This window comes from Acidothermus cellulolyticus 11B, from assembly GCF_000015025.1.
Lineage (GTDB): Bacteria > Actinomycetota > Actinomycetes > Acidothermales > Acidothermaceae > Acidothermus > Acidothermus cellulolyticus.
The window spans coordinates 1,646,306-1,670,715 of the sequence record NC_008578.1 but is presented as its reverse complement, the minus strand read 5'-3'; the positions used below and the strand labels follow the sequence as shown (position 1 = coordinate 1,670,715).

The window sequence follows — 24,410 nt, the reverse complement described above, 5'->3', positions numbered from 1 at the left end:
CCCCGCGCGCCACAGTGTTACCTACCCCGTGCCCTGGGCATGCGGCGGGTCACAAGCTTGCCTTCGCGTCGCATCCGCGACCTGGCCGAGCCTGCCGGGGAACCCGCATTCGGCCCGACCGGGTACGAGGGTAGCGGCTCCGGGCGTAGATACGCTGCACCACGTGATAACCGACGGAGAGTTCGACGCGCTGGTTCGCGGGGAGCTCCGGCCGGCAGCTGTTGCGTTCTGTCCGCATCCGCCCGTTCTGATACCAGCGATCGCCCGGAAGGCCGCAGCCGAGTTTGCCCCTCTGCTCGCGGCCTGTGATGACGCGGTCCAGTGGCTCACCGAGCGGGCGACCGTGGTCGGCATCGTCGGAAGCCGGGTACCGACCGCGCCGGTTTCGCACTTCGCTCCCGGGGTTGCCGCTCAAGAGCTGCCGCCGGACGATCTGCCGCTGTCCGTCGCCATCGGCTGGTGGCTGATCGACCGGATGGCGCCGGCGCACGACCGATTTGCGGTCGCTGTCGACCCTGACGGCGGTCGGGCCGCCCTCCTCCGGTCGGAAGTTCAGGCGACCGAGGGACCCGTCGGCCTGCTCGTCATGGGCGACGGTTCCGCCCGCCGCGGGCCCAAAGCTCCCGGGTACGTCGATCCGCGTGCCGAGCCGTTCGATGCCGCGGTGTCGGCTGCGCTTGCCGCCGCCGATCGGACGACGCTCGCGAATCTCGACGTCGCCGCCGCCACGGAGCTGCTCGTCGCCGGCGTCGGTCCGTGGCGGGCTGTGGCACGGTGGACAGCGGAAGGGGAGTGGACGGCGTCCGTGCGATACGCCGATGCCAGTGCGGGTGTGCAGTACATCGTGGCAACGTGGGCGCGCTCCGATCCGGCCGGCGCCGCGGCTGTCAGCCACGGAATTGCCGCCACCGTGGGAAAATTCCCGGGTCCGGCGCTGCACGTCGTCGCCGGGCCGGCGAGCAGCTGACCGGGTGATGCCCGGCATGTCGTCATCGGCATCTCTGTCGTCATCGGCATCTCTGCAACGTGTCGTCGTCCTTGTTGGACCGACGGCGACCGGCAAATCCGTGCTCGCGGTGCGGTTGGCCCAGCGCTTCAACGCGGAAGTGGTCAACGCCGATTCGATGCAGGTCTACCGGGGCATGGACATTGGCACCGCAAAATTGCCGCCCGCGGAACGGGACGGCGTCGCCCATCACGTTCTCGACGTCTGGCCGGTGACCAAGACCGCGAGCGTCGCGGAGTACCAGCACCTCGCCCGCGCCGCCATCGAGGAGATCGGCCGCCGGGGACGGTTGCCGATTCTCGTCGGCGGATCCGGCCTGTATGTCCGGGCCGCCGTCGACCGGCTCGAATTTCCCGGCACCGACCCGGCGATCCGCGCTCGGTTGGAAGCGGAGTTGGCGGCGCACGGCCCGGAGGCGCTGCACGCCCGGCTTGCCCGGCTGGATCCGCAGGCTGCGGAGCGCATCCTGCCCACCAATGGGCGGCGGATCGTACGGGCCCTGGAGGTTCTGCAGCTGGGCCGTCCCCGATTCGCCGCCGAACTTCCCGAGTACGCATCGGTGTACGACGCCTTGTTCCTCGGCCTTGATCTGGCCACCCCGGAACTGGACGACCGCGTCGAGCGTCGTGTCGCCGCGATGTGGCAGGCGGGTTTTGTCGACGAAGTCCGTCATCTTGCCGAGGACTGCGGACTTCGGGAAGGCCGGACGGCGTCCCGGGCTCTGGGCTACCGTCAGGTGCTCACGATGTTGGACGGTGGTTGTGACGAGGCGGAAGCCCGGCGTCGTACGGTCGACGCGACGAAACGGTTCGTCCGCCGTCAGCGGTCATGGTTCCGGCCCGATCCGCGGATCCACTGGCTCGACGCGGCCGACGCCGCTCTCGAAACAGCCGCCGCCCGTACGATCGAAGGGTGGATGACGTCCCGTTCCTGAAGGGTCACGCGACCCGTAACGACTTTGTCATCCTGCCCGATCACGACGATGAGCTGGAGCTCGACGCCGCTCTGGTCCGTGCCATCTGTGACCGCCGGCGTGGTCTCGGCGCGGATGGCATTCTGCGGGTCGTTGCCGTCCCGGCCGACGATGCGCCGGTGTCGTCCGCCGGCGCTACGGCTGATGCGGCCGCCGGCCGCCCTCCGCAACCGTCTGCCGGCCGCCCTCCGCAACCGGCCGCCGCGCGCTGGTTCATGGACTATCGCAACGCCGACGGAAGCGTCGCGGAAATCTGCGGGAATGGAATCCGGCTTTTCGCCCGCTACCTGGTCGACGCCGGTCTGGAAGAGGCGGGCCGTTTTCTCGTCGGAACCCGGATCGGTCCGGTGCCGGTCGACGTCCCGCCGGCCGGCGACGTCACCGCGTGGCTCCCGGCGCCAGAGCTTCGCGGCGGCGGCCGCGCGCGTTTTGACGGCCGGATGTTGGAAGGTGTCCGCGTTTCGGTAGGGAATCCCCATCTCGTCTGTGTGGTGGACACTCTCGCGGATGTCGACTTTACCCGCGCGCCCGTTCTCGACAGCGACGAATTTCCCGACGGGGCTAATGTCGAAGTGGTGGAAATTGAGCGGCCGGGTGTGCTGCGGATGCGGGTGTATGAGCGGGGTGTCGGCGAGACGTGGTCATGCGGGAGCGGCGCGTGCGCGGTTGCGGCGGTGGCCGAGGGTGCGGAACGGATCCCCCGTCCCGCGGACGGCTGGTGGCGGATCGTCGTACCCGGTGGTGAGCTCCGCATCCGGTTCGACGGCGATCGGGTCGCGCTCGCCGGACCGGCGGTCGTGGTCGCCGAGGGCCGGCTTCACCTGGCCGCACTGGAAAAGTCGGACGGCTGATGAAGAAGAGCGCGTTTGACTCGGATGTCACCGAGTCGGTTCAGATTGCCGGCGCCGCCGATATGACGGACACGCCTGCACCCGACCTGAGCGCGCGCGACCCGCAACCGTCCGCTCGGGGCGTGCGGGACATGCGGCCGTCCACCTTGAGTGCGCGGGATGCGCAACCGTCCGGCCTGTCAGCGGCCGATGACGAGAACCTGGACGTCGCGGATCGCCACGCGCTGCGGCGGGTTCCCGGTCTGTCGACGGAACTGCGCGACGTCACGGAAGTTGAGTACCGGCGCCTGCGGCTGGAACGGGTCGTCCTCGTCGGCGTCTGGACCCATGGCACGATGCGTGATGCGGAGAATTCGCTGGTTGAACTGAAATTGCTTGCCGAGACGGCGGGATCGCAGGTTCTGGCCGGGTTGCTGCAACGACGGGACAAGCCGGATCCGGCGACCTACATTGGTGCCGGAAAGGCGCGTGAATTGCGGGACATTGTCGTCACGTCGGGCGCCGACACGGTCATCTGTGACGGCGAATTATCACCGTCACAACTGCGGAATCTCGAGCAATTGGTGAAAGTCAAAGTGGTCGACCGGACGGCGCTCATTCTGGACATCTTCGCTCAGCATGCCCGCAGCCGCGAAGGAAAGGCACAGGTCGAGTTGGCGCAGATGACCTACCTGTTGCCGAGGCTCCGCGGATGGGGCGAATCGCTGTCCCGGCAGGCGGGCGGCCGGGCCGGCGCCGGCGGTGTCGGAATCGGCGGACGCGGGCCGGGGGAGACGAAAATCGAATTGGACCGTCGTCGCATCCGGGCCCGCATGACCAAACTCCGCCGCGAATTGGCTGAGCTTGCCACCACCCGCGACGTCAAGCGCCGCAAGCGGCGGGTCAACGACATTCCAGCGGTCGCTATTGCGGGCTACACGAACGCGGGAAAATCCTCGCTGCTGAACCGTCTCACCGGAGCCGGTGTTCTCGTGGAGGACGCGCTCTTCGCCACCCTCGACCCGACGGTCCGCCGCGCCACGACGAGCGACGGTCGAATATACACCCTGACCGACACGGTTGGTTTCGTCCGGCACCTTCCGCACCAATTGGTCGAGGCGTTCCGTTCCACCCTCGAAGAGGTGACGGACGCCGACCTTGTGCTGCACGTGGTCGACGGTGCGCATGCCGACCCTTTCGGTCAGATTGACGCCGTCCGCGCGGTCTTTGATGAAATCGGCGCGTCGCATATTCCCGAACTCGTCGCGGTCAACAAGACGGACATCGCGGATCCGGCGGTCGTTGCGACCGTTCTGCGCGCTGAGGAGCGGAAGGGCAATCGCGCGGTGGCGGTGTCGGTCCGCACCGGGGCGGGGCTCGATGACCTGCGTCGCGCGATCGAAGAAATGCTGCCCCGGCCGGCCGTGCATGTCGACGTGCTTGTGCCGTATGACGAAGGCCGGTGGGTCGCTCGGATTTACGAGCTGGGTGACGTGGACGCCGTCGAGCACACGCCGGCGGGCACCCGGGTGCGGGCCCGGGTTCCGGCGGCCTTGGCGGCCGAACTGGCACACCTCGGGTCGCCCTCTCGATGACGGACGGCGCCGGCGTTCCCCTCCTGTCCAATCCCCAAACTGACGTCCTGCCTGGGGCATCCCCGAATTGACCTCCCAACCGGTCACCGGATGTACCGCGGGCGCCGGTTCACCGCGGTGAACCCGTCCCCGGCTGCGGCTCGGACGACGCGGCCGATCGGCCATTACCCCGAATGCGGCCGGCTGGTTGCGCCGTCCGGCGGTTCGTCTCCGGGGTGCCGCCGGCCGACAATTTCGAAGTGGGGAGAGGTGGGCGCTTCGAGCATGCCCTGCTCGGAGCACTTGCCGCTGCGCTTGGCGCCGCGGCGACCGGCGCCGGTCTGGGTTTTGTGGCGCCGGTTCTTGGCAATGCGCTGGTCGGCGCCGGGGGAACAGTAGCTGGAGTCGCGGCAGGCGCGGGGTTTGTGGTGCGGGCCCGGGCGGACGCCGTCCGCCGGTTCGGTTGGCTCGCGGTCGGGGTCTTCGCGGTGGCGGGTACCGCCTGGTCCACCGTTGCCGCGGTTCAGGTGGCGGTTCCCGGGCGCGCGCCGGTGCTCGCTGCTCACCCGAACGGCGACCTCGGCGCGCTGGTCGCCGCTCCGTTCGGCGTCCTTGGTCTGCTGGTGCTGACTCGGCGGGACGGAAACCGTCAGTCGCGACTGTTGGCCGGTCTGGACGCCGCGATCGCCGCCTGTGCGTTGGCGACTCTCGCCTATGGCGTCGGACGGCCGGCGGGAGTCGGGGCGGTCGGGACGTTGCACGCGATCGCCGCCGTGCTGCTGGGCACCGCGGCGATTGCGGCGATCGCACGGTGCCGGCTCGAGGGTGACATCCCGTTCCTCGCGCTCTTTCTCATCGGCGCCGGCGTCATCGTGTGTGAGCTGGGCGATTTGTTCAGCCTGCGGCCGCTCGCGCTCGGGGAATGGAGTCCACGGCACCCGTCGTATCTGCTGGCAGTGGCCGGCCGGCTCGTTCTGGGGTTGGCCGTCCTCTCGCGCACCGCGGAGAGGGCAGACCTCGTGCAGTTGCGGCGCCGGGAGTACATCGCCGTCCTGACCCCGGTCCTCCCGGTGCTCGCCGTCGGAAGTCTTCTCATTGCTGCGGCGGTGATGCGGGTCTCGTTGCGCCCGGCGACCCTCATTCTCCTCGGCGTCCTCGGCATTCTGCTGCTTTTGGCGTGGCTGGCCGCGCGGCTCGACCAACTGTTGCTGTCACGGACGTTGGAACACCGTGTGGTGGAACGCACGCTGGCGCTGCGCACGCACGCCAAGTGGTTCCGCTCCCTCGTACAGAATTCGTCCGACATCATCACGATCGTCGACCCGTCAGGGGTCATTCGATATCAGACGCCGTCGGCGACCCGGGTCCTCGGATACGACCCGAACGCCATGGTCGGTCAGCGCTTCGTTTCCTTGGTCGCCCCGGCCGACGTGCACCGCCTGGAAGCGATTCTCTTGGACGCCGTGCTCCGCCCGCGGTCGACGCACACCATTGAATTCGCCATGCGGCATGCGGCGGGTCATTGGCGGGAAACCGAGACCGTCATCACCTCGCTGGTCGATGACCACGACATCCGCGGCCTCGTGCTGAACACTCGCGATGTGAGCGAGCGGAAGGAGCTGGAACGTCAGCTGACCCGGCAAGCATTCTCCGATCCGCTGACCGGCCTGGCGAATCGAGCGCTCTTCGCGAATCGGGTCGAACACGCGCTCTCCGAGCGGTCCCGGCAGCCCGGCGAGGTAGCGGTGCTCTTTCTCGATTTGGATGGCTTCAAGGGCGTCAACGACGCGCAAGGTCATGCCGTGGGGGATCACCTGCTGACTCTGGTCGCAGACCGGCTGCGCCGCTGCGTGCGGCCCAGCGACACGGTCGCCCGCCTCGGCGGTGACGAATTCGCGATTCTCGTCGTCGGTCCGCAGGCCGAAGCCCACGGCGTCGATGTCGCCGAACGCGTGCAACGGGCGCTGGCCGAGCCGTTTCTGCTCAGCGGACGGGAGGTCACTCTTGCCGCATCCATCGGCATCGCCGTCACCGATGACGGCACCGAGACGGTCGACCAACTGCTGCGGAATGCCGACCTCGCGATGTACCGGGCGAAGTCAAGCCGGAAGGGAACCTACGTCCGGTTCCGGACCGAGATGCACGACGCTCTGCTGGCCCGGGTGCAGACCGAAACGGATCTCCGGCATGCGCTTTCCCGGCGCGAGCTCGTCCTGCACTACCAGCCGACGGTGAATTTGCGCACCGGGCAGGTCGTCGGCGTCGAGGCGCTGATCCGCTGGTACCACCCGACCCGTGGGTTGATTCAGCCCATGGATTTCATCGGAATGGCGGAGGAGACCGGCCTGGTGGAGTCCATTGGGGCGTGGGCGATCCGCGAATGCTGCCGTCAAGGCGCCCGATGGCAGCGGTACGCCCAGCCCGGCGGCGTTTTCCATGTGGCCGTGAACGTGTCCGGCCGGCAACTGCATCCGCGGCTGCCGGACATCGTGCGCACCGCGCTGACCGAGACGGGGATGCCGCCGGGGGCGCTCGTCATCGAGGTGACCGAGAACATCCTGGTCAAACGCAGCGAAGAAGCGATCGCCGTCCTGCGGCAACTGAAATCGTTCGGGGTTCGGGTCGCGATTGATGATTTCGGCACCGGATACTCCTCGCTGTCATATCTGGCGCGGTTTCCGGTTGACGTCTTGAAAATTGACAAGTCCTTTGTCGAGCAGATCACCGACCGCAATTCCGGAACTGAGGGGACGGAATTGGTCCGCACGATTCTGCATTTGGGACGAGCGCTGCGGCTCGGCACGGTTGCCGAGGGCATCGAAACGCGGGAGCAGTACGCCGCGTTGCTGGCGATGTCCTGTGATTACGGCCAGGGCTACCTCTTCTCCCGCCCGTTGCCGGCGGAGGGAATCGACACGCTCTTCGGGGGGACGCTGGTCGCGGGCTTGCCGGAGCAGCGCGTCGTCTATGACGCCACGACACACCTCTCGGCTTCACGGGAGACCGGCCGGTGGTCGGTCGGCCCGGCTAGGCTGCGGGCGTGACTCATCGGCCGGCTCGAAGACCTGGGGTCGAGGCGCTGTTGGCCCACGCGGTCGCGGCCCTCAACGGCGAGCACCGCACGGGACAGGTCGCGATGGCCCAGGCTGTTGCCGCGGCGCTCAGCGGAGGCGACAAGCGTCACCTTCTCGTGCAAGCCGGCACGGGGACGGGAAAAAGCCTCGCCTACCTGGTCCCGGCAATGTGGCACGTCACCGCACGCGACGACGCCGATGACGAGCGTCGTCCGGTCATCGTGGCGACCGCCACTCTCGCGTTGCAACGCCAGCTTGTCGAACGGGACCTGCCGCGGCTGGTCGAGGTTCTCAGCCCCCTGCTGCCGCGTCGACCGACGTTCGCGATTCTCAAAGGGCGGCGCAATTACCTGTGCCGATTGCGCCTGGGCGGATCGGATCAACCGGACCTCCTGGCTGATGATCTGGACGTCCTGCCGATGGACGCTCTTCCGATGGACGTCGCGCGCGCGGGCGCCGCACCCGCGCGCGAGAAGACCGGTGGAGCCGGCGTGATCGCGGCCGGCCTACCCGGGACGGCGAACGTGCGCCAGGGGACCGGGGAATCCCCGGACGCGCCGGCGGCGGGGTTCTTGGCCTGGTCGGCCCTGGGCCGCGAGGTCGCCCGGATCACCAGCTGGGCCAACGAGACCTCCACCGGTGACCGTGACGAGCTGGTGCCGGGGGTTTCGGAGCGGGCCTGGGGCCAATTCGCCGTTACGGCCCGGGAATGTGTCGGCGCCAGCCGTTGTCCGCACGGTTCGCGGTGCTTTTCCGAGCTCGCCCGCATCCGGGCCGGGCAGGCCGACATTGTCGTCACGAACCACGCGATGCTGGCGGTGGATGTCCTCGGGGACGCACCGGTCTTGCCCGAGCACGACGTCGTCATTGTCGACGAAGCGCACGAACTCGTTGACCGGGTGACTGCGGCGGCGACTGCGGAACTGGGTGCGGCCGATGTCGTGCGCGTGGCGAATCGGCTGCGGACGTTCGCCTCGGTCGCCGCGGGCAGGCTGGAGCGGGCTGTCGGCGAGTTTGACGCCGCGCTTCGCGACGTATCGGTGGGCCGGCTCATTGACCTACCTGAGCGGCTGGTGACGGTGCTGTCGGGCATTCGGGACGCCGCCCGTGAGGGGGTGTCCGCACTGCTCGGCGAAATCACCGTTGACGGACGCCGCGCCCAGGCCCGTGCGGCTGCGGAAGAATTGTTCGACACCGCGAGCCGCTTCCTCGCCGGCGACTCGGGGGACGTGCGCTGGCTGGACCGGGACGACCGAGGCGGAGCGGTGCTGCGCGCCGCACCATTGGACGTCGCCCCGCTGCTGCGCAACGCCATATTTGCGTCACGCATTGCGGTGCTCACCTCCGCCACGCTCACCGTCGGCGGGAGCTTCCATCCGATGATTGAGCGGCTGGGTCTTCACCACGACGTGCGCACGTTGGACGTCGGCTCGCCGTTTTCCTATCAGCGGCAGGGAATCCTGTACGTCGCCAGCCACCTTCCCCCGCCGGGCCGCGACGGAATTTCCGCTGACGCGTTGGAGGAACTCGTTGCGCTCATGACCGCGGCCGGGGGACGGACCCTTGGCCTGTTCTCCTCCATGCGCGCCGCCCAGGAGGCGGCGGCGTTCGCTCGGGAGCGCGTTGATTTTCCCGTCCTGTGTCAGGGAGATGATGCGACCGCGGAGCTGATCCGCCGGTTTGCCGCCGACGCACAGACGTGCTTGTTCGGCACGTTGTCGCTCTGGCAAGGAGTCGACGTGCCCGGCGCGGCCTGTCAGCTCGTGGTTGTGGACCGCATTCCGTTTCCCCGGCCGGACGATCCGCTGATGGCGGCCCGCCAGCAGGCGGTTACCGAGGCCGGCGGCAACGGATTCCTGCAGGTCGCCGCCGGTCACGCGGCGCTCCTGCTCGCGCAGGGGTGCGGACGCCTGCTGCGCAGCCCTCACGATCGAGGCGTCGTCGCCGTCCTCGACTCTCGACTAGCCACCGCGCGTTACGCCCGCTTCTTGCGGTCCAGCCTTCCGCCGTTCTGGTACACGACGGACCGCGACCTCGTGTGCCGATCGCTGCGTGCGTTGTCCGCCCGGTCGGGGTCGGCGAGCAGCTCGGCTTCGTGAATTCGCGCCACCGCCGCGCCGTTCCACCGGGCGCCGGTGAAGTGGGGCGCGTGCGCCAGCGGCATCGCCGTGCCGGGTTACAACCGCCGGAGCACCGCGACCACCCGGCCGAGAATGGTCGCCTCATCCCCGGGGATCGGCTCGTACTGGGGGTTATGCGGCATGAGCCAGATGTGCGCGCCGCGGCGCTTGAACGTCTTCACCGTCGCCTCGCCGTCAATCATGGCCGCGACGATGTCACCGTTCTCGGCCACCGGTTGTTGACGGACGACGACCCAGTCGCCGTCGCAAATCGCCGCGTCAACCATGGAATCGCCCTTGACCTGAAGGAGAAAGAGCGTTCCCTCTCCGACCAGCTGACGCGGCAACGGGACGACGTCCTCGATCAGCTGCTCGGCGAGGGCCGGACCGCCGGCGGCGATACGACCGACCAGGGGGACGGCGACCACGTCGGGGTTGCTGTCGATGGGGGATGGCCCGCGAGGTGGGCGCCGTGCTGACGGCGCCCGGTCCGCGGCTGGGGAATGCCCGGCGGAGGCATCGGGTACCGCGGATTCCGCGCTCCGGATTTCGACGGCCCGCGGCCGGTTCGGATCGCGGCGGAGAAAACCCTTGCGCTGCAGAACCATGAGCTGATGAGCCACGCTCGACGTTGACGTCAAGCCGACGGCCTCACCGATTTCCCGCATGCTCGGCGGATAACCGCGACGGCGCACCGAATCTCGGATGACGTCAAGGATGCGCCGCTGCCGAGGCGTCAGACCGGTCTCGTCCGGCGGCCCATCGGGGAAATCGGTGACCGTGGCAACGCCGTCGCCGCCGCGCTCGACGCGGTCGGGGCTCTCCTCGGACGACGTCGTCAACGCGGCTTGGCTGCGCGCTGGACGCGGTGTGCTCCGCTTCATCTCTCCTCCGACACCCGGGCCGTCACCACCCGGACGGTGCACGCCCGGATGACTTCATGCAGGTCACCGTAGCGGCCGGCGACGACAGATTCAAACACCAGTTCGAATAATCGGTGGCGCGTGTCGGTGCAATGCGGTACAACTGTCGTACACCCGTTCGATCGAACGCGTGTTCGAGTACTGGATGCCGAGTCGCCGCCCGGGAGGTCGTGATGGCGAGCACAGTTCGGTTGACCCGTCGAGGCCGGAGGGTCCTGACAGCCGGCGCGATGGTGTTGATTGCCCTGCTGACCCTTGTAATCACCGTGCTCCTGACCCGCCTGGCGCACGCGGCACCCCCGGCTCCATCGGCTGACGACCGCCAGGTGCATCGGGTGCTTGTCGTGCAACCCGGGGACACCCTCTGGCAGATCGCCCTGCGGCTGGCACCGCAGACGGATCCCCGGGTGACGATCGCGCGAATCCTGGCCGTCAATCCATCAGCGCGGGCGGTCATTCAGCCCGGGCAGCAGCTCGTCGTACCGTGACGTCCAATAGATCTTGGCGGTTGGCCTGCGCCGTCGGATCCGCACCGCCCGTGCGGCGCGGGACGGCGGGTGGTGCCGGCAGGTGCAGGATCGGCCGACCTCGCCGGCCGTGAACGGATCCGATGGCTCACGGCCGGCGTGCTTGCGTTGGACGGCCAGTCGCGCTAACGTGGCACCCCAACATGTAGTAGTTACATCGGTGTAAGTAATCCACAAGTTGTGCCCAGGAGGAGCGGAGTTGACCACAGGACGGCTGGCGTCGTCCACCGCTTCATCCCCAAGGGAGGGGGTGTAGCGGTGTACTGTCCGTTCTGCCGTCACCCGGACAGCCGGGTGGTGGACAGCCGGGTGACCGACGATGGCACGGCGATTCGGCGGCGCCGGTCGTGTCCGGAATGCGGTCGGCGCTTCACCACCGTGGAGACGGCCGCATTGTCTGTGATCAAGCGGTCGGGGGTCATCGAGCCGTTCTCCCGCGCCAAGGTGATCGCCGGGGTGCGGAAGGCGTGTCAGGGCAGACCGGTCAGCGAGGATGCGCTGGCGCTCCTCGCCCAGCGGGTGGAGGACGAGCTGCGGGCGACCGGGTGCAGCGAGGTCACCAGCCAGGAGGTCGGCCTGGCCGTCCTCGGTCCCTTGCGGGAGCTGGACGACGTCGCCTATCTGCGGTTTGCCTCGGTGTATCGAGGGTTCGAGTCCCTGGAAGATTTTGAAGCGGAGATCGCCTTGCAACGGGCGGAACGGGCCCTCGAACGTTCGGAGACCGTTGAGCGCGGACGGCCGGTTCCGTCGCGGGGTGTTGATGATCGCTAGTAGTGGACTGACCCGGGAAATCCGGGCGTGGTCAGGGTGTTGAAACCAGATGGAGGCGAGCGATGACCGAGCCGACGAGTGGGGCGCGCGCACAGATGGACGGATCTGGGCGTCGCGGGTTGACGATGCAGCGCATCTACACCACGCCGGGTGTTCACCCATACGACGAGGTGAACTGGGTGCGTCGCGACGTCGTCATGACCAACTGGCGGGACGGCTCGGTGAATTTCGAGCAGCGCGGCGTGGAGTTCCCCGATTTCTGGTCACAGAACGCTGTGAACATCGTGACGACCAAGTATTTCCGGGGAGCCCTCGGCACGCCGCAGCGTGAGTGGAGCCTCAAGCAACTCGTCGATCGGGTTGTCAAGGCCTATGCCAAGGCCGGCCTGGAGAACGGGTATTTCGCCACGCCCGACGACGCGACGATTTTCGAGCACGAACTGGCGCATGCGCTCGTGCACCAGGTCTTCAGCTTCAACTCGCCGGTCTGGTTCAACGTCGGTACGCCGGCGAAGCAGCAAGTGTCGGCCTGCCAGCCGTACAGCGCGCCGGTGAGCACGCCGGACGGGCCGATTCCGATCGGAAAACTGGTTGACGCGAACGCCGTCGGGGAGAAGGTGTTCGACGCCTCTGGTGTCACTCGGATCGTCGCGACGACATGCAACGGCCGCAAGCCGGTATTGCGAATCCGCACCAGTGGTGGGCACGTGCTCGACGTGACGCCGGACCACCTGGTGTGGCAGGTCGTTGACCAGACGGCCGGCCGGTTCGTTCCCGCCGGCCAGCTAAGGGTCGGTGACCGTCTCGAATGGCATGACCGCGCGAACAGTGACGCCATGGTCGCCGCGTTCACGGCGGATTCTGCCGCGGCCGCACAGCCGGGGCAGATCGTTGACATCCTCGCGATTGACGAGCTGGGCGTCATGCCGGTTTACGACATTCAGACCGAGAGCGGCGAGTATTTGTCCGATGGCATCCGCGTGCACAACTGCTTCATTCTCTCGGTCGACGACACGATGGAGTCGATTCTCGACTGGTACAAGGAGGAAGGCCTCATCTTCAAGGGGGGTTCCGGTGCCGGCGTGAACCTGTCCCGAATCCGTTCGTCGAAGGAGTTGCTCTCGAGCGGCGGGACGGCGTCGGGTCCCGTCTCGTTCATGCGCGGGGCCGATGCATCAGCGGGGACCATCAAATCCGGCGGCGCGACCCGGCGCGCAGCCAAGATGGTCATTCTGGACGTCGACCACCCGGACATCGAGGAGTTCATCGAGACCAAGGTCCGGGAGGAAGAGAAAATTCGCGTCCTGCGGGACGCCGGTTTCGACATGGACCTTGGCGGTCGCGACCTCTACAGCGTCCAGTATCAGAACGCCAACAACTCGGTCCGGGTGAGCGATGAATTCATGCGGGCGGTGGAACGCGGGGAGAGCTTCGGTCTGCGGGCCCGGACGACGGGCGAGGTGATTGAGACCGTCGACGCCCGCAAGCTGTTCCGGAAAATGGCCGAAGCGGCCTGGGCGTGCGCCGATCCCGGCATTCAGTACGACGACACGATCAACGATTGGCACACCTGTCCGGAATCCGGCCGGATCACGGCGAGCAATCCGTGCTCGGAGTACATGCACCTGGATAATTCGTCGTGCAATCTGGCCTCCCTCAACCTGATGAAGTTCCTCACCGATGACGGCCGATTCGACATCGACACTTTCATCAAGGTGGTCGAGCTCGTCATCACCGCGATGGATATCTCCATCTGTTTCGCCGACTTTCCGACGGAGAAGATTGCGGACACCACCCGGCGGTTCCGTCAGCTCGGCATCGGTTACGCGAATCTCGGCGCCCTGTTGATGGCGACCGGTCACGCTTACGATTCCGACGGCGGCCGCGCCTTGGCGGCGGCGATCACCTCGCTGATGACGGCGACGGCGTACAAGAGATCAGCGGAGCTGGCAGCGATCGTCGGCCCGTACGACGGTTACGCCCGCAACGCGGAGGCGCACAAGCGGGTGATGCGTAAGCACGCAGCGGCGTCCGATGCGCTCCGGACTATCGGCGAGATGGACCGCGCGATCGCGGAGCGGGCCTGCCAGATGTGGCGGGAGTGCCTGACCCTCGGTGAACAGCACGGCTGGCGCAATTCCCAGGCGTCGGTGCTCGCGCCGACGGGAACGATCGGACTGGCGATGGACTGTGACACCACGGGCATCGAACCCGACCTTGCCCTGGTGAAATTCAAGAAGCTCGTCGGCGGCGGGTCGATGCAGATCGTCAATCGGACCGTGCCGCGAGCGTTGCGCACCCTCGGCTATCCCGAGGAACAGGTCGAGGCGATTGTTGAATACATCAGCGAGCACGGCAGCGTCGTCGGCGCTCCCGGCCTGCGGCCGGAGCATTACGAAGTGTTCGACTGCGCGATGGGCGATCGGGCGATTTCCCCGATGGGGCATGTGCGGATGATGGCCGCGGTCCAGCCCTTCATCAGCGGCGCCATTTCGAAGACGGTGAACATGCCGGAGTCGGCCACCGTTGAGGATGTCGAAGAAATCTATTTCCAGGGTTGGAAGCTCGGCCTCAAGGCGCTCGCGATCTACCGCAACAATTGCAAGGTGGGTCAACCACTCTCGGACGCCAAGGAGAAGAAGGTGTCCGCTGCTGTCGAGGGGTCTCACGAGCATCGGCCGGTACGGCGTCGGCTGCCGAAGCGTCGTCCGAGCCAGACGATTTCGTTCTCGGTCGGCGGCGCTGAGGGATACCTGACGGCGGGTTCGTACCCGGACAACGGGCTTGGCGAGGTGTTTCTCAAGCTCGGCAAGCAGGGCTCGACGCTGGCCGGTGTGATGGACGCATTTGCGATCGCGATATCGATCGCCTTGCAGTACGGCGTTCCGCTCGAGGCGTTCGTGTCGAAGTTCGTGAACATGCGGTTCGAGCCGTCCGGGATGACGGACGATCCGGATATCCGCTTCGCGAGTTCGATCATGGACTACATCTTCCGTCGTCTCGCGCTGGACTACCTGCCTTATGAAAAACGTGAGGAGCTGGGGATTTTCAGCGCCGAGGAGCGGGCGCGGAAGCAATCGGGCGAGCTCTCCGCAGCGTCAGCCGAACCGTTGGCTGACGAAACGGCCGATTCGGTTACAGCGGACGACGCCGAAGCCAGGGCGGACACGGCGGTTGCCGGGTCGGCTCCTCGCGCCACGACGCCGGGATTGGGCGGACACGGCGCGGCGGAGTTGGTGGACCGGGTCTTCGGCCAGGCGGCGGATGCGCCGCTCTGCATGAACTGCGGCACGACAATGCGTCCCGCCGGAAGCTGCTACGTCTGCGAAGGTTGCGGCTCCACCAGCGGCTGCAGCTGACCGGGATTGCCGCCCTCGCGGATTCCGGGACGGTCAGCTGAGCAAGGCGTCGAGGAACCGGTGATGAAACGTCTCGATGTCGAGCTCGGCGACGTACCGGACGTCATGCCAGGAAGAATCCCGGTCGGCTTGGGGACCGCGGAGGTCGCACACCGCCATGCCCCGGCTGGTTTCGCCTCGCAGTTCGATGCGGGTGGGCAGGCTGCGATAGGTGGCAAGGCTCGGGTCGAGCGCGAGCGCGAGTGCCAGCGGATCGTGCAGCGGGCAGGTTCGCGTCGCAAGCCGTCGTTCGTAGGCGTCTAGGTAGAACTGGAGAACCGACCAGGCGAACCGGCCGTGGGGTGTTGCTGCGTTCGCGATTGCGGCGAGCTGATCCTCCCGCAGCAGTGTGCGCATGGTCACGTCGAGCGTGACGAAGGTGACCGACCACGCTGCTTCGATGACCAAGGCGGCCGCTTCGGGATCGTGCCAGATATTGGCTTCAGCCAGCGGCGTGACATTGCCGGGCGGTTGCACGACACCGCCCATGACGATGACGTCGGGAATGAGGGCCGGCAGCTCGGGGTCGAGGAGCAGGGCGAGAGCCACGTTGGTCAATGGGCCGATGGCGACGAGCGTCAGCTCACCGGGAAAACGATGAGCGAGGCTCACGATCTGCTCGGCCGCCGAGCCAGGGTAAGGAGACCGTTTCGGCGGCGGGAGATTGGTATTTCCCAGGCCGTCGGCGCCGTGGACGTGCTCGGCGGTGCACAGCGGCTGGGCGATCGGACGGGCCGCGCCGACACGAACGGGAATCTCCGCAGCTCCGAGCACGTCGAGCACCCGCAAGGTGTTGGCCGCGGCCAGCGGGGCGGGCACGTTTCCGTGCACCGAGCCAATTCCGGCGAATTGGGCTCCGTGACGGATGCCGTAGATGATGGCTAACGCGTCGTCAATACCGGTATCGCAATCGAGGAGAATGCGTTTCACGCGTACGCTCCGTTCGGGTGGTACGACCGCCGGTGCGGAGACCGAGTCGGCGGGCCTCCCTGGCGCCTCACGTCCGTTCGGGTGGTGCGACCGCCGGTGCGGTGGTCATCGGCGTCACTATGCTCGCAGGTCCGTCGCAAACCCTCTCTCCCGGACGGCGTACAGCCACAGCGCCAGGCGGGCTGATGCGCCGAAGTTCGCCCCAGGGCGGTCCGCCATGCCGTACCGCGGTGCCGGCTGCTCCGGCTCGCGCGACGGCGAGCCGGAGCACACCGGTTATCCGGAGGTGATCTCGATGCGGCGGCCTTTAGCCGCGGCCACCTTGGGGAGACGCACGGTAAGGACACCGTCGGTCAGCTGGGCGGTCACCTTGTCGACATCGATCTCACCAGGGAGGTGGACGGCATACTGGAAGTGTCCTGTCCGACGTGTTTGCCGCCGTAAAATACCGGTTCGCTCCCGCTCTTTGATTTCCCCGCTGACCCGCAGTTCGCCGTTGTGAAATTCCACCGTGACGTCATCCCGTTTGACGCCCGGGAGATCGATTTCCACCGTGTACGCGTCGTCCGTTTCTTCGATATCGGCAAGCGGCGACCACCATGGATCACTCGCCAAACTGCCGAACGTGTTCTCCCACAATTGGTTCAGTCGGTCCGTCAGTTCGTCGAACTCCCGGAACAGGTCGAGCCGAGCCGGTGCACGATTCCTTGTCGCCCGGACCGGAAGCGCCATCGGTCATCCCTCCCTTCATCTCGTGATATCGACAAAATGTCCACGCTGTACGGCGTCGCCGGGCGGAGTACTGTCTACGCTCCACGGCGTCGCCGGGCGGAGTTGCCGCCCACTTCTGTTATGTTCGGCCCACCGCGTTGATCAAACATGCTGCCGCGCCGGAACTTGCGACGGATACGGAGAAACTCTTGACGCACAAGGAGATCTGCCCACTCCCCGGCCCGCGCTGCAGTGCCAAGGGATGACGTTGACGAACGGAGTCGGTACATCGGCCCGGCCCGAGTGCCGTCGGAAACGCCCGCCGCACGAACTGCGGCGTCCGGCCCGGCCCGCCGCGGGAAGCGGCCGCCGCGGGATGTACCCGCCGCGGGATGTACCCATCGCCGGAAGCGGCCCGCCGCCCGGCCTACCGCCGCCCGGCCTACCGCCGCCCGGCCTACCGCCGCAAGCGCCCGCAGCGGTCCGCCGGGCTGCCCGGACTAGGCTGGGTGCGAGTGTCGCATTCTGCAGTGCTTGATCCTGGTGTCACGGAGGCGATCTGATGCGTGGCGTGATGTTGTACGCACCGCGGGACGTGCGGGTCGTTGATCGAGCGGATCCGGTCTGCGTCGAGCCGACCGACGCAATCATCCGGCTCGCTGCGACCTGTATCTGCGGGTCGGACCTTTGGCCGTACCGTGGCATCGATCGGGTGGACGGCCCGGTGCCGATGGGTCACGAGTACGTCGGATTCGTCGAGGACGTCGGCGCTGCGGTCACCACAGTTCGGCGCGGCCAATTCGTCGTGGGCTCCTTCTTCGCCAGTGACAACACCTGCGAGATCTGCCGTGCCGGTTACCAGAGCTCGTGCGTCAACCGGCAGCCGATGGGAGAACTTGGGGCGCAAGCGGAGTATCTGCGTGTGCCGCTCGCTGACGGTACGCTCGTTGCCACGCCTGCCGCTCCGCCGGACGACCTCGTTCCCAGCCTGCTCGCCGCATCCGACGTTCTGGGCACCGCCTGGTTCGCCGCGGACGCCGCCCAGGTCTCGCCGGGCAAGACCGTCGTGATCGTCGGTGACGGCGCAGTGGGACTCCTCGCCGTCTTGGCCGCCCGCCATCGGGGAGCCGAGCGCATCATCGTGATGAGCCGGCATGAGGAACGGCAGAAAATCGCCTGGGAATACGGCGCGACGGAGATTATTCCCGAGCGCGGCGACGACGGCGTCGCCCGCGTCAAGGCCCTTACCAACGGGCTGGGCGCGCACTGCGCTATCGAAGCCGTCGGCACGCAGGAAGCCATGATGCAGGCGATTCGGGCCACCCGTCCGGGTGGGCACGTGGGGTACGTCGGCGTCGCTCACGGCGTTCAGCTTCCCGGCGACGAATTGTTCTTCTCCCACGTGCACCTGCACGGCGGCCCAGCGCCGGTGCGCCGCTACCTCCCGGAGCTCATCGATCTGATCTGGTCGCGTCGCATTGACGCCAGTCGGGTTTTCGACCTCGCATTGCCCCTGGCCGAGGCGGCGCGCGGATACCAGGCGATGGATGAACGTCGGGCGGTCAAGGTGCTGCTCACTCCGTGATGACGGGCGCGTCGCCGTTCGGCGCGGCGGCAACGGCTGGCTGACAGCGACCGGCTTTCCGCTGCCCGGCAACCGGCGTGTCGGTCATGCCGCGGCTCTGGTCCGGTCGCCGGCTGGCTGCTCGCGGGCGCCGGCCACGCAGAGACCGGCGGCCACGAACGAAATTGCCATGACGATGAAAGCCGTCCGAAAACCGTAGGAACTGACCAACCAGCCGATAATCACCTGCCACAAAGCGCCGACACCGTAGGCAATGGCGAAATAAACACCGAATACGGACCGTGCCGCTGCTCCAGCCGTCGTGTCGGCGAACAGCGCCTGGATGAGCGGGGATTCCGCGTACGCAAAAACACCCACGAACAAGCCGACCACGGCCAGTGCCCAGAGTGTGGCGCCAACGAACACATACAGGACGAGGAAGAGAGCCGCTGCCGGGTAGACGACAAGCAGCACGGTCCGCCGTCCCACCCGGTCCGCGAGCCAGCCCGCGCCAGCTGGTCCGACGACGCTGCCCACCAGCATGACGGTATAGAGTACGCCGACCAGCACGGACCCCAGATGTGCCCCGTCGCGGAGAAACGCCGGCACATAGGCACCGAGGACGCCGAGGCCCCGTCCCGCCGCCGCAACCGTCCCGGCGGCCAGGGCGGCGAGTGCGGCCGGCCGCCGCAGTACAGCTCCCAGTGACTGCGCGGCGTCGACGGGCGGCGCATTCCGGCCCTGTTCAACAACCGGAACCGCTGTTTCGTCGTCGGACGACGGCGAAACGTCGCGATCCATCCCAAACCAGAGCGCAGCTGCGCCGAGCAGGAGGGGAGGAACAAAAACGCCGAGCGACCACCGCCAACCCCAGCGGGCGGTGACAAATCCCGCGATGAGCGGCACGGCGAGTGTTCCGATGCTGCCGCCGATGGTATGCCAGGAGAGCGCGAACGCCCGGCGATGTGGCACGCGTTCCGACAAGTACGCGCTTCCGATCGGATGCTGCGGCCACTGGACAAGCGATCCCAATGCCTTGGCGAGGGCAAAGACCGCAAAGACCGGGGAAAGTGCACCAAGGAGCAGGCTTGCCGCCAAACCGATGTCCTGTCCGACGAGCAGGGTTCGAGCAGGAATCCGGCGGAGCAGTCCCGCGATCCCCTGCAGCAATCCGCCGATTACTCCGGTGACGCCAAGGACGACGCCCAACACGGCGTACGAAACGTGGAAGTACGCCACGACGAACGGATAGGAGAAGGCCAAGACGGCAGCCGAGAAATGCTGAACCGCGTGCGCCACTGTGAGCAGCGCAATTTGGAATCGGTCGCCTGGACGCCAGTCCGGCACCGACCGGGCCTGTCGGTCCTTGTCTGGGGCCTCGGGAACCGCCGTCCGTTGATTTCCCGCTTGCGGTCGTCTCTCTCCTACGGGTGTGCCGTCGATGCTGCTGATCGTTGTTCCTTCCCTGCTCGGACAAACCACCGCTGCGGCCGGATGTCTGCCAGCCTAGAAAACCCCTTCCGTGACGGGTTGGCCGGCGCGCAGGGGAGAGGCGAAAACCCAGGCGGGACTACCGAGCGTTCCGATCGCCGCCACCCAGAGCGCGCCGCGAAGGCCAAGGTTCGCGCCGAGCGCTCCGCCAAGCAGACTTCCGAGCGGCAGGGTTCCCCAGACGACGAAACGCATGGTCGCATTCATCCGGCCGAGGAGCTCAGGCGGGCAGAGCACCTGCCGGAGCGACACCGTGGCGATGTTGTATGCGGCAATCGCCGCCGACCCGACGAGCGACCACACGACGAAGAGGCTCAACCGCCATCCGCGGTCGGTCAGCGGGAGAAGGGGAGCGAGGAGAGCAACGATGGCAGCGGATCCGCGAATCATCCGGGCGTAACCGAGAGAGCGGTTGAGCCGATGCGCGACGAGTGCACCGGCCAATCCACCGAGACCCGCGGCACTGAAGAGGACGCCGATCGAGCCTGCCGAAAGGCCCACGGTGCGAACCAGGAAAAGTACGACGACAGCGTTGGTCAGTCCGTTGAAAAGATTGAAACTCGCCGTGCTGCCCGCCAGCATGCGGAGCAGCCGGTGACCGAAGACGAAGCGAAGCCCGTCAAGAATTTCCCGGCCTGTCGAGGACTGTGCTCGGGGCTTGCGCACCTCGGCAGCGTCGATGGCCGCGATCCACGCAGCAGACCAGGCAAAGCTCACTGCATCCGCGGCAACGGCGTAGGGAGCGGTGAAAAGCTGTGCGAGGAGACCACCGAGGCTCGGCCCGCCGAGCGCCGCGGCCGATCTGCTGGCCTCTAATGCGCCGTTTGCCGCCACGACATGGTCTCGGCCGACCAACGTTGGCAGAAATGCTTGATAATCCACGTCAAAGAAGACGGTGAGGACGCCGCTCACGGTGACCACGGCGCAGAGCTGGCCGAAGGTGAGCACGTGGAAGGCCGCCGCAATCGGCACGGTCGCGAGCGCGATAGCGCGTCCCACGTCCGCGGTGATGAGCACGGGACGACGCCGCCAACGGTCGCACCATGCTCCGGCGGGTAATCCGAGTACGGCGAATGCGATGGTTTCCAGCGTGCTGAGCAGGCCGACGGCAAGGGCACCGGCGTGGAGAGTCGTTACGGCCACCAGCGGAATCGCGACCACGCTCACCTGGGTACCGAAGTGACTGACGGTTTCGCCGATCCAGAGCCGCCGGAAATTCCGGTGCCGCCAAAGACTCACCGCAGACGGTGCCGCCGTCACGCGGTCTCGGTGTCGCATACCGTCACCTTAGGCGTCAGTCACGTCCTGGCCCGGGCGCGCCGTCCGCCGTCGGGACGCCGATGCCGGGCACGTTCCGCACCGCGACCTGGGCCGGGCGGGCCGCCCTGCGGATCGGCGCCTGCGCCGCAACGGCACGCCGTGCTGGTGCTGTCCGTTCATGGGTGCTCAGTTGCTGCGGCGTTTCCGGATGCGGTACTGCGAGGCAGCGCTCACCGCCGCCTTGGCATAATCCCGAAGCATGTCCGGCAGATTCGCAGCCTCGACCGGCTCGCCGGAGCACCGCGATCTGATTCGTGCGTTACGGTCCGTCATGCGCGGGCCGGTGGACGCCTCCTCGCGCCGCCGTGCGGAATATTCGTCTGATGCCTCGAATTACCGGGTCGTGCCTGCCGTCGTGGCGTATCCGCAGGATGCTTCCGACGTCTGCGCTGCTATCGACGTCGCGCGCCGATTCCATATTCCGGTCACGATGCGCGGCGGCGGCACGTCCGTCGCCGGAAACGCGATCGGGCCGGGCATCGTGTTGGACACGTCACGGTTCTTCCGTCGGATCCTCGACATCGATCCGAGCGGCCGCACGGCGTACGTTGAACCCGGCGTCATCCTTGCCGACCTGCAAAAAGCCCTTCGACCGCACGGTCTTCGGTTCGGTCCTGACCCGGCGACCGCCAACCGGGCGACGATCGGTGGTGCTCTCGGGAATAACGCCTGTGGTTCGCACGCGCTGGCGTTCGGCCGTGCTGCGGACAACGTCATCGAGATGGATGTCGTCGACGGAACCGGGCGGCGATTCACCGTGGGGAGCGGTTGGGAGCCGGTCCCCGGCCTGGCCCGGCTCGTCGAAGAGAATGCAGCGATCATCCGAACCGAGTTCGGGCGGTTCTCCCGGCAGATCTCCGGCTACGGGATGGAGCATCTGCTGCCGGAGAAGGGACGATTTCTCGCCCGCGCATTGGTCGGCAGCGAAGGCAGCGCTGTCCTCGTCCTGGGTGCTCGGGTGCGGGTGGTTGACATCCCGCGCCATACCGCGCTTGCCGTTCTCGGATTTCCTGATCTCATCGCCGCCGCGGATGCGGTGCCCATCGTGCTCCGGCACGCACCGCTGGCGGTCGAGGGTCTCGCCGCGCGCCTTGTTGACGTCATCCGTCGTGCCGGGCGGCCGGTGCCGACGCTCCCTGACGGCGGCGGATGGCTGCTCGTTGAAGTAGGGGGAGCATCCGACGACCACGCGGTGTCACGAGCACGCCGAGTCGTTGCGGATGTCCGGCCGATGTCGTCCGCTGTTTTGACCGACAGTGCGCAGGCCGCAGCGATCTGGCGGATTCGCGAGGACGGCGCCGGACTGGTCGGCCGATTTGCCCGATCCGGCGGCGCCTGGCCTGGTTGGGAGGACGCCGCCGTCCCGCCGGAGAACCTAGGCCCGTATTTACGGGATTTCACCCGGCTGCTTGACGAGTTCGGCATCGACGCGATTCCGTTCGGCCACTTCGGCGACGGCTGCGTGCACACCCGTCTCGACGTTCCGCTCACCACGGCCGGCGACGTCGAACGATTCCGGTCTTTTATTGACGAGGCGGCCGACATCGTCTGTGCGTACGGCGGTTCGTTCTCCGGTGAGCACGGCGACGGCCGGGCGCGGAGTCGCTTGCTGCCTCGCATGTATTCGGCACAGGCGATGCGCCTTTTCGCCGACTTCAAGAGGCTCTTTGACCCCGAAGGAATTCTCAACCCTGGAATAATCGTGCATCCGCCGCCGCTGGACGCCGACCTCCGCCGTCCGCTCGCTGCGGATATTGCGGCCGCGACGGGCTTTCGCTTCACCGCCGATGCCGGAAGCTTCACACGGGCGGTGCATCGGTGCGTGGGAATCGGCAAGTGCCGGGCGGATTACCGGGATTCCGGAACTTTCATGTGCCCGTCGTACCTTGCCACCCGGGACGAGAAGGACACCACGCGCGGGCGGGCGCGGGTGCTTCAGGAACTGGCGGTGGCTGCCCGCGGCGGCCGTCGTGCGGTTGCCCGCAGTTTCCGCACGGGTGACGTTCACGATGCGTTGGATCTCTGCCTGTCCTGCAAGGCGTGCGCATCCGACTGTCCAACCGGTGTTGACATGGCCCGCTACAAATCGGAGGTGCTGTATCGGGCCTACCGATGGCGGCTGCGGCCCCGGAGTCACTACACCCTCGGGCGGTTGCCCAGTTGGCTGCGGCTCGTCCGCGGCATGCCGGCGCTCTCGCGTCGGCTGCTCCGTGCCGAACCTGCGGTGGCGCTGCTCCGGTTCTTGGCCGGCATCGACCCGCACCGGTCCCTGCCGTTGCCGGCCCGCCGGGGGTTCAGACCCGGCGATGTCCGGCCGTGGTTGGACGACAGCGGGGATCCGGCGGGCAGCGGGGAGGCCGGGACCGCCGTGCTCTGGGTGGACTCCTTCACGCAGACGTTCGCCCCGCACGTCGCGGCCGCTGCGGCGTGGCTTCTCACTACCGCCGGATACCGGGTCCGGCTCCCGGATCGCCAACCGTGCTGTGGATTGCCGTGGATCACCACCGGTCAGCTCCGGGCAGCCCGCCGCCGGCTGGCCGGCCTCGTCGACGTTCTTCACCCAGCCGCCGCCGAAGGGGCAATCATCGTCGGTATCGAGCCGTCCTGCACGGCGACGCTCCGGTCCGACCTGCCGGACCTGCTCGCCGATCCGCGGGCCGAGCAGATCGCCCACGCCACCCGAACGCTCGCCGAGGCCCTGCTCGCGGCACGTTGGCAGCCGCCTCAGCTGGACGGCGTCCACCTCCTCGTGCAACCGCACTGCCACCACTACGCCGTCATCGGCTACGACGCCGACCGGGCTCTGCTCGGTCAGACCGGCGCTCAGCTCACCGAGGCCGCTGGTTGTTGCGGGATGGCCGGAAACTTCGGCATGGAGAAGCGCCACTACGCCGTGTCACGACGTATCGCCGAACTCGGCGTCCTTGCTCTGCTGGCGAATCGACCGGACAGCGTCGTGGTCGCCGACGGGTTCTCCTGCCGCACGCAGCTGGCCGACCTTGCCGACTGTCACGCGGTGCACCTTGCCGAACTGCTCGCCGGCGCAGCGGGGACCGCGGATGGCGCCGCACGGACCGAGGATTCGGCGGCGGGGACCGCGGACGGTGGCGCGGCGGGGACCGCAGATTCCGCCGCCGCGGGCGGCGCTGCGGATCTCGATGCCGGTGCTGACGGCGGACCGGCGCCGCGGTAGAACGG

The 24,410-nt window shown here is 67.5% G+C and carries 16 protein-coding genes; 11 read left to right on the top strand and 5 right to left on the bottom strand.

Annotated elements, in window-relative coordinates; translation table 11 throughout:
* The first annotated feature begins 163 nt into the window (after positions 1–163).
* The 6 genes from ACEL_RS07645 to ACEL_RS12790 all read left to right on the top strand — a co-directional run bounded on the left by ACEL_RS07645 (position 164) and on the right by ACEL_RS12790 (position 9,556).
* Entirely contained in the window at positions 164–967 is an 804-nt protein-coding gene (locus ACEL_RS07645) for a class III extradiol ring-cleavage dioxygenase family protein (RefSeq protein WP_011720320.1), read from the top strand.
* 16 nt (positions 968–983) lie between these two features.
* The gene (gene miaA, locus ACEL_RS07640; protein WP_011720319.1) at positions 984–1,940 is read left to right on the top strand and encodes a tRNA (adenosine(37)-N6)-dimethylallyltransferase MiaA; all 957 of its coding nucleotides are present in this window, start codon (positions 984–986) and stop codon (positions 1,938–1,940) included.
* Positions 1,919–2,830, top strand: a complete 912-nt coding sequence (gene dapF, locus ACEL_RS07635) for a diaminopimelate epimerase (protein ID WP_011720318.1) — start codon at positions 1,919–1,921, stop codon at positions 2,828–2,830. The genes miaA and dapF overlap by 22 nt, the downstream gene beginning before the upstream one ends.
* A gap of 131 nt (positions 2,831–2,961) precedes the next feature.
* Positions 2,962–4,404: a GTPase HflX gene (gene hflX / locus ACEL_RS07630; protein ID WP_202943455.1), complete on the top strand. Its 1,443-nt coding sequence runs from the start codon at positions 2,962–2,964 to the stop codon at positions 4,402–4,404.
* Between the two features lie 215 nt (positions 4,405–4,619).
* Positions 4,620–7,427, top strand: coding sequence for an EAL domain-containing protein (locus tag ACEL_RS11550; RefSeq protein WP_169303200.1), 2,808 nt, complete (start codon positions 4,620–4,622; stop codon positions 7,425–7,427).
* Complete coding sequence (locus ACEL_RS12790) at positions 7,424–9,556, top strand: ATP-dependent DNA helicase (protein ID WP_011720315.1); 2,133 nt, start codon at positions 7,424–7,426, stop codon at positions 9,554–9,556. Before ACEL_RS11550 ends, ACEL_RS12790 begins: the two co-directional genes overlap by 4 nt.
* 77 nt (positions 9,557–9,633) lie before the next feature.
* On the opposite strand, the gene lexA is transcribed toward ACEL_RS12790, so the two are convergent.
* Positions 9,634–10,461: a transcriptional repressor LexA gene (gene lexA, locus ACEL_RS07615; protein WP_011720314.1), complete on the bottom strand. Its 828-nt coding sequence runs from the start codon at positions 10,459–10,461 to the stop codon at positions 9,634–9,636.
* A 212-nt stretch (positions 10,462–10,673) separates the two neighbouring features.
* Here lexA and ACEL_RS11970 point away from each other — a divergent pair, with 212 nt between their 5' ends.
* From ACEL_RS11970 to ACEL_RS07600, 3 genes are all read left to right on the top strand, one after another.
* Entirely contained in the window at positions 10,674–10,988 is a 315-nt protein-coding gene (locus ACEL_RS11970) for a LysM peptidoglycan-binding domain-containing protein (protein WP_011720313.1), read from the top strand.
* 297 nt (positions 10,989–11,285) lie between these two features.
* Positions 11,286–11,798, top strand: coding sequence for a transcriptional regulator NrdR (nrdR, locus tag ACEL_RS07605; protein ID WP_011720312.1), 513 nt, complete (start codon positions 11,286–11,288; stop codon positions 11,796–11,798).
* A 62-nt stretch (positions 11,799–11,860) separates the two neighbouring features.
* On the top strand, positions 11,861–15,157 hold the full coding sequence (locus tag ACEL_RS07600; protein WP_011720311.1) for a vitamin B12-dependent ribonucleotide reductase: 3,297 nt from the start codon (positions 11,861–11,863) through the stop codon (positions 15,155–15,157).
* A gap of 33 nt (positions 15,158–15,190) precedes the next feature.
* Here ACEL_RS07600 and ACEL_RS07595 read toward each other — a convergent pair whose 3' ends face one another.
* Both ACEL_RS07595 and ACEL_RS07590 read right to left on the bottom strand, forming a co-directional pair.
* Positions 15,191–16,126: a nucleoside hydrolase gene (locus tag ACEL_RS07595; RefSeq protein ID WP_011720310.1), complete on the bottom strand. Its 936-nt coding sequence runs from the start codon at positions 16,124–16,126 to the stop codon at positions 15,191–15,193.
* Positions 16,127–16,402: 276 nt separating this feature from the next.
* Complete coding sequence (locus ACEL_RS07590) at positions 16,403–16,858, bottom strand: Hsp20/alpha crystallin family protein (RefSeq protein WP_011720309.1); 456 nt, start codon at positions 16,856–16,858, stop codon at positions 16,403–16,405.
* A gap of 541 nt (positions 16,859–17,399) precedes the next feature.
* Here ACEL_RS07590 and ACEL_RS07585 point away from each other — a divergent pair.
* Positions 17,400–18,422, top strand: coding sequence for a zinc-dependent alcohol dehydrogenase family protein (locus ACEL_RS07585; RefSeq protein ID WP_011720308.1), 1,023 nt, complete (start codon positions 17,400–17,402; stop codon positions 18,420–18,422).
* 84 nt (positions 18,423–18,506) lie between these two features.
* On the opposite strand, the gene ACEL_RS07580 is transcribed toward ACEL_RS07585, so the two are convergent.
* Together ACEL_RS07580 and ACEL_RS07575 are read right to left on the bottom strand one after the other, a co-directional pair.
* On the bottom strand, positions 18,507–19,748 hold the full coding sequence (locus ACEL_RS07580; protein ID WP_041835007.1) for an MFS transporter: 1,242 nt from the start codon (positions 19,746–19,748) through the stop codon (positions 18,507–18,509).
* 159 nt (positions 19,749–19,907) lie between these two features.
* Positions 19,908–21,170, bottom strand: a complete 1,263-nt coding sequence (locus ACEL_RS07575; protein WP_011720306.1) for an MFS transporter — start codon at positions 21,168–21,170, stop codon at positions 19,908–19,910.
* 241 nt (positions 21,171–21,411) lie between these two features.
* Here ACEL_RS07575 and ACEL_RS07570 point away from each other — a divergent pair, with 241 nt between their 5' ends.
* Entirely contained in the window at positions 21,412–24,405 is a 2,994-nt protein-coding gene (locus tag ACEL_RS07570; protein WP_011720305.1) for an FAD-binding and (Fe-S)-binding domain-containing protein, read from the top strand.
* Positions 24,406–24,410: the final 5 nt, after the last annotated feature.